Here is a 6,173-nt window from a genome sequence, read left to right on the forward strand (position 1 = left end):
CATGCATATGGATGGGGGCGGTCCGGGTCGATGATGTGCCCGGGCCGCCCCCTCCCCAAATGCGATTGTCTTGGTCAGGCGTCTTGGCCTACCAAGTGGGATATCAGGCCAGCGCCGCCTTGTACTTGGCGATCATCTCGTCGTACGCCTCATCGGTGAGGTATTCGCGATCGGGATTCATGGCGAAGGTGGTGCCCCACTCGAACTCGTCCTCGTGGTACTTCGGCACCAGATGGAAGTGCAGGTGGTGGGCGGTGTCGCCGTACGCGCCGTAGTTGATCTTGTCCGGGTGGAAGATGGCGTGCGTCGCCTCGGCCACGCGGTTCACGTCCTCCAGGAACGCCTCGCGATCCTCTTTGGACAGGTCCACGATCTCATCCACGTGGAACTTCGATGCCACGATCACGCGGCCCGGGTGGCTCTGCTCCTTGAACAGCACCAGCTTGGAGGCCGGCAGGTCCATGATCTTGATGCCGAACGCGGCCAGCGCCTCGCCTTCGTCGCAGTATCCGCAGGGCTGTGCTTCACTCATGTCGTTCTCCTTTGATGGGTTGAGCGAATTGCACCTCCCACTGTACCGGCCGGTGCCGCCGCCCGCCCCGTGTTGCCGGCGTGTGCACAGCCTCCGTTGGCAACACGTCCCTTTCCGACGTCATCCGATCCGCTTACTTTGTGTGCTTTGTTCGCAGAATGAGCAAATCCGCTGTGTGGCGCCGGAAATTCGTTTGCTAGGCATCGGATCTGCTCATTCTGCGTTCCGCTCCAGTCAAAGTGAGCGGATTGGATGTTTAGGAGCTCCCGCAACGTGTCCACCGCATCGGATCTGCTCATTCTGTGCCCTGTGCCATCCAAAGTGAGCGGATCCGATGCCTGGGAGTCCTCGGAACACATCTACCGCATCCGATTTGCTCACTTTGTGCGCTTTGTTCGCCAGAATGAGCAAATCCGCTGTGTGGCGCCGGAAATTCGTCTGCTAGGCATCGGATCTGCTCATTCTGCGTTCCGCTCCAGTCAAAGTGAGCGGATCCGATGCCTGGGAGCCCTCGGAACACATCTACCGCATCGGATCTGCTCATTTTGGTCAAAATGCGGCCCAGAATGAGCAGATCGGATGCCTGAGCGGAGGTGGGACGCCGAAGTCGAAGGATTCTGGGCATTGTGCGCAAGGCCAAGGATCCTTCGACTCCGCTGCGCTTCCCTCAGGATGACGGAAACCGAGGCCTACAGGACCGTAGTCTCCGTAGGGCGTGCCGTGTGCGGATAGCCCTGTGGGCTGTCCGCAGGCGAGGGGAGCCGCCGCTAAGGCGGCGACGGATTCCTGCGGGACGGAGGTCCTACAGGACCGTAGTCTCCGTAGGAATCACCGGCTCGCCCTTCATCAGCGACTGCGCGGTGATCGGCAGCTCGGCCAGCGCCTTGGCACGGTATTCATGCGCGGCCATGATCGCATCGTGGCCCTGATACTGCGGGTCGATCGTGCCATGGTCCACATAGTCCACGAGCAGGTTCTTCCACTCCGGATTCGGCTGATAGGCGGCCAGGGCCTTTTCGGAGCCGGAGATGATGTGCTCGCAATCGGCCAGATTGTATTCGTACGATCGGAAGGCGAGCTTGCGGCCCGGAACCGTGGCCTTGTTCTTGCTCTTCTTGGCCACCGGGGTCATCACCCCGTCCGCGCCCTCGCGCTCGGTCAGCTTGTACACCATCGCGCAGGTGGGGGCGCCCGATCCGGTCACCAGCATCGTGCCCACGCCGTAGGAGTCCACCGGGGCGGTCTGCAGGGCGGCCAGCGCGTACTCGTCCAGATCGTTCGTCACGGTGATCTTGGTGTTCGTGGCACCCAGGGCGTCAAGCTGGTTGCGCACGCGCTGGGCCAGGGATGCGAGGTCTCCGGAGTCGATGCGCACGCCGCCGAGCTGCGGGCCGGCCACCTCCACGGCGGTCTTCACGGCCTCCTCGATGTTGTAGGTGTCCACGAGCAGCGTGGTGTTCTCGCCCAGTGCGGCGATCTGCGACCGGAAGGCCTGACGCTCGTCGTCGTGCACCAGCGTGAAGCAGTGCGCGGCGGTGCCGATCGCCTTGAGCCCGTAGATCTGCGCGGCCAGCAGGTTCGCGGTGCCCTTGAATCCGCCCACCACGGCGGCTCGCGCGGCGGCCACGGCGGCCCACTCGTTGGTGCGGCGGCCGCCCATGTCCATGCACGGGCGGTCCTTTGCGGCGGAGACCATGCGGCTCGCGGCGGAGGCGACGGCCGAATCGTAGTTCAGCACGGACAGGATCAGCGTCTCCAGCAGCGTGCACTCGCCGAACGTGCCCTCGACCTGCAGGATGGGGGAGTTCGGGAAGAACATCTCGCCCTCGCGGTAGCCCTTGATCGTGCCGGAGAAGCGGAAGTTCTCGAGCCACTTGATCGTCTCCGGGCTCACCACCTTGCGATCGGACAGGAACTTCAAATCGCCCTCGGACAGATGGAAGTGCTCAAGCGCATCCAGGATGCGTCCGGTGCCGGCCACCACGCCGTAGCGGCGGCCCTCCGGCAGATGGCGGGTGAACACCTCGAACACGCACTTGCGGTCCGCGGTCCCGTCCTTCAGACATGCGTCGAGCATGGTGTATTCGTACATGTCGGTCATCAGCGCCGGCGAATAATCGGTGTATGCGCCCATGGAAACTCTCCTTCTTGGCATTTGCTCAAAAGCCTACTCGCTTATGGTCGGATTGACTTATAGTCACCCGGCGTGTTCCGCGCCTCTTCCTGGCCTCTTCCGGCCGCTTTCCGCTCTGGCAGCGCGACATCCCACGCGGTAGGGTGGAACCATGAGACTCATTGCGGGTATCTTCCGTCTGGCCGCCGCGGCCGTGTCGATCGCGGGCACCTACAACACGTGGTCCGGCGCCAAGGCATGGGACTGGGTGTACTTCACGAACCAATCGAACATCGCCTTCGCCTTCGTGATGCTCTGGGCGGGCGCGGCCACGCTCGTCAAGGGCGAGCAGCCGCCGGCCTGGCTCAAAGGCTGCGTCACGCTGTACATGATCGTCACCGGACTTGTGGCCTGGCTCGTGCTGCCCCCGGCGGTGATGGGTCCGGACACGCTGTACATCCTTGGCCTGCCCACCGCAACGCTGGTGCACATCATCGCGCCCATCGCCGCCGCGGCCGACTTCCTGCTGTTCGACGCCCATCGCCGGTTCCGCTGGCCCTACACGCTCACCTGGCTGCTGTACTTCCCGGTCTATCTGGCGTTCGTGCTCATCCGCGCGGCCTTCTTCCCGGACCAGCCGCTGCCCAGCGGGGCGATGTACCCGTATCCGTTCGTGGATGTGGCCGCGATCGGCTGGCAGCAGCTCGGCGTGAACTGCGTGACCTATCTGGCCGCGTTCTTCGGATTGGGACTGGTCCTGTTCCTGATCGACAAGATCCTGCCCGACCGGCCTCTGCTCGGGTGATCGCGCCGATCGCCCCGATCGTCGCCGCCGAGTCCCCGGGCGCGTCCGGTTCGCGCGTCTGATGCGCATGCGCCGAGTGTGCCCCGCGGGTGCTAGGGTCAACGAGGATCAAGGAGTTTGCATATGACTGAAATCAAGGATTTGCTGGCCGGTATGAACACCGTGGTGCGCCCCGACGGGCGCAAGGTGGACGAGCTGCGGCCGGTCACCATCACCCGCCACTTCACCGACGCCCCGGAGGGCTCGGTCCTCATCTGCTGCGGCAACACGCGCGTGATGTGCACGGCCACGTTCACCGCCGGCGTGCCGCGCTGGCGCAAGGACTCCGGCTTGGGCTGGGTCACCGCCGAGTACGCGATGCTGCCGCGCGCCACCGCCGAGCGCACCGATCGCGAGTCGGTCAAGGGCAAGATCGGCGGCCGCACGCATGAGATCAGCCGACTGATCGGCCGCTGCCTCAGGGGCGTGGTCAACATGAAGGCGCTGGGTGAAAACCAGATCCAGATCGACTGCGATGTGCTGCAGGCCGATGGCGGCACCCGCACGGCCTCGGTGACCGGCGCGTACGTGGCTTTGGTGGACGCCCTGAACTGGGCCGAGCAGCACAAGCACATCCGTTCGGCCGCCCGCGTGCTGCAGGACAGCGTCTCCGCGGTGTCCGTGGGCGTGATCGACGGCACCCCGATGCTGGACCTGCCCTATGTGGAGGACAGCAAGGCCATGACGGACATGAACGTTGCGATGACCGGATCCGGCAAGTTCATCGAGATCCAGGGCACCGCCGAGCACCGCCCGTTCGATCGCGATGAGCTCAACGTGCTGCTCGATCTGGCTACCAAGGGCAACACCGAGCTGCAGGCCGCCCAGCAGGCCGCGCTCGCGCAGGACTGACCGGCGCGCATCGGCCGTTCGCCGGGCGCATCCGCTGTTCGCCGCTTTCATCTTCCGCGCAACCGCAAGAAAGGAACCGCAATGAAACTCATCGTCGCCACGCACAACGAGGGCAAGCTGGTGGAGATCCGCCGCATCCTTGAGGAGGATCTGGGCGAGGACGCCGCCAAGGTGGAGCTCGTCTCCGCCGGCAGTCTCAAGCTGCCCGATCCGGTGGAGACCGGCACCACGTTCCAGGAGAACGCCCTGCTCAAGGCCCGCGATGTGGCCGCCCGCACCGGCTGCCCGGCCATCGCGGACGATTCCGGCCTCATTGTGGACGTGATGGGCAATGCGCCCGGCATCCTGTCCGCCCGCTGGGCCGGCGCGCACGGCCACGATCTGGCCAACAACGCGCTGCTCCTCGCGCAGATCGAGGACATCCCGGACAGCAAGCGCACCGGCAAATTCCGCTGCGTCGCCGCGCTCGTGGTGCCCGCCGGCTTCCTCGGTGAGGGCTCCCCGGCATCCGAAACCGTGGAGATTGGCGACATGCCCGGCGTGGTGATCCGCAAGGCCCGTGGCGAGCATGGTTTCGGCTACGACCCGATCTTCGTGCCGGATGAGCAGCCCGAAGGCCATACCAGCGACGATCCGGACCATTTCGGCGAGCCGCTGACCAGCGCGGAGATGACCCCCAAGGAGAAGAACGCGATCTCCCACCGCGGCAAGGCCATCAAGGCCCTCGTCCCGGCCATCGAAGCCCTGCTGAAGTAGCCGCCGTACGCGCGGTTGGCCCCGCTCCCCGGTCGTCCTGGGGACGGCTTCCGTCATCCTGAGCACTGAGCCGTTAAGCGGAGCCCCTCTTCGTCATCCTGAGCACTGAGCCGTTAAGCGGACAGCCCAGTGGGCTGTCCGTAGGCGAAGGGAGCCGCCGCCAAGGCGGCGACGGTCCGGCGCAGCCGGACACTGAAAGGCGAAGCCGAAGGATCCTTAACTTTCCGCCTTGACTTTCCGCCCATATTAGGGATCTTCCGCTGTGCCCTTCGGCTTCCGCTCGGGATCAAACCTCTCTCCGGAAGGTGGACCGGCGTGTGATCGGGCGTGCGTGACCGGGGGTGCGTTGTGACCGGGGGTGTGACATGGCGTGTCCATTCCCGGTCACGGGGATTTCAAAATGGCTTTATTCCAACGATTCCGGCACCCCGTGACCGGGCGTGCCCACACCGTGTCACGCTCCCCGTCACGCCGCACGCCGTGTCACGCCCCTGGTCACGCCGGGTCCCGGAACCGGCCCGATCTGCCCAGTTCTTGCCCGGTTGGCGACCGATTGCGCCCAGTTCTCGCCTAGTTCGTCTAATTCGCGCCGCAAACTGGGCAGATCGGGCCTCTCGCCGCGCAAACTGGGCGGATCCTGCCGTCTGGAGGCCGAAAATCGGTCGTAGAATGCCGGATCTGCCCAGTTTGCGAATCCAGTGTCCCGATTTGCCCAGTTTGTGGGTGGGCCACCGCAGATGGCACTTCATCCTGGGCGCTGAGCCGTGAACGAATGCCGGCGGTGTTCGCGGGCGAGGGCGAACGACAGTAAGCGAATGGAACCGCGGCTGCAGGCCGACCGCAGTTGCGGTCGAACCGCCGCCAAGGCGGCGACGGTCCGGCGCAGCCGGACACTGAAAGGCGAAGCCGAAGGATCCTTAATTCCCCCTCCCGAGTCGTCCCGCGCCTCGGCGGGCTCTAGTGATCGTTGCAACACCTGACCGACCGACGGGAGGATCAGATGGAGACGGACACGAAGAGCGCGGCCAGATGGGTGTTCGAGGACGTGGAATACGCCACGCGCGGCGAGATGTGCG

The 6,173-nt window shown here is 65.0% G+C and carries 5 protein-coding genes; 3 read left to right on the top strand and 2 right to left on the bottom strand.

Annotated elements, in window-relative coordinates:
- Nucleotides 1-103 precede the first annotated feature (103 nt).
- Together EMO90_RS08995 and EMO90_RS09000 are read right to left on the bottom strand one after the other, a co-directional pair.
- Complete coding sequence (locus EMO90_RS08995; protein WP_150354714.1) at nucleotides 104-532, bottom strand: HIT family protein; 429 nt, start codon at nucleotides 530-532, stop codon at nucleotides 104-106.
- Nucleotides 533-1,334: 802 nt separating this feature from the next.
- Nucleotides 1,335-2,666 carry a nicotinate phosphoribosyltransferase gene (locus EMO90_RS09000; RefSeq protein ID WP_190972078.1) on the bottom strand — a complete coding sequence of 444 codons (1,332 nt, stop codon included), beginning with the start codon at nucleotides 2,664-2,666 and terminating at the stop codon, nucleotides 1,335-1,337.
- 151 nt (nucleotides 2,667-2,817) lie between these two features.
- Between EMO90_RS09000 and EMO90_RS09005 the strand changes: the two genes are divergently transcribed.
- The 3 genes from EMO90_RS09005 to EMO90_RS09015 all read left to right on the top strand — a co-directional run bounded on the left by EMO90_RS09005 (nucleotide 2,818) and on the right by EMO90_RS09015 (nucleotide 5,097).
- Nucleotides 2,818-3,450, top strand: coding sequence for a Pr6Pr family membrane protein (locus EMO90_RS09005; RefSeq protein ID WP_150354716.1), 633 nt, complete (start codon nucleotides 2,818-2,820; stop codon nucleotides 3,448-3,450).
- A 123-nt stretch (nucleotides 3,451-3,573) separates the two neighbouring features.
- Nucleotides 3,574-4,341, top strand: a complete 768-nt coding sequence (gene rph / locus EMO90_RS09010) for a ribonuclease PH (protein ID WP_150354717.1) — start codon at nucleotides 3,574-3,576, stop codon at nucleotides 4,339-4,341.
- A gap of 81 nt (nucleotides 4,342-4,422) precedes the next feature.
- Entirely contained in the window at nucleotides 4,423-5,097 is a 675-nt protein-coding gene (locus EMO90_RS09015) for a non-canonical purine NTP pyrophosphatase (RefSeq protein WP_150354718.1), read from the top strand.
- Nucleotides 5,098-6,173 lie beyond the last annotated feature (1,076 nt).

It is taken from the genome of Bifidobacterium vespertilionis (assembly GCF_008698145.1).
GTDB lineage: Bacteria > Actinomycetota > Actinomycetes > Actinomycetales > Bifidobacteriaceae > Bifidobacterium > Bifidobacterium vespertilionis.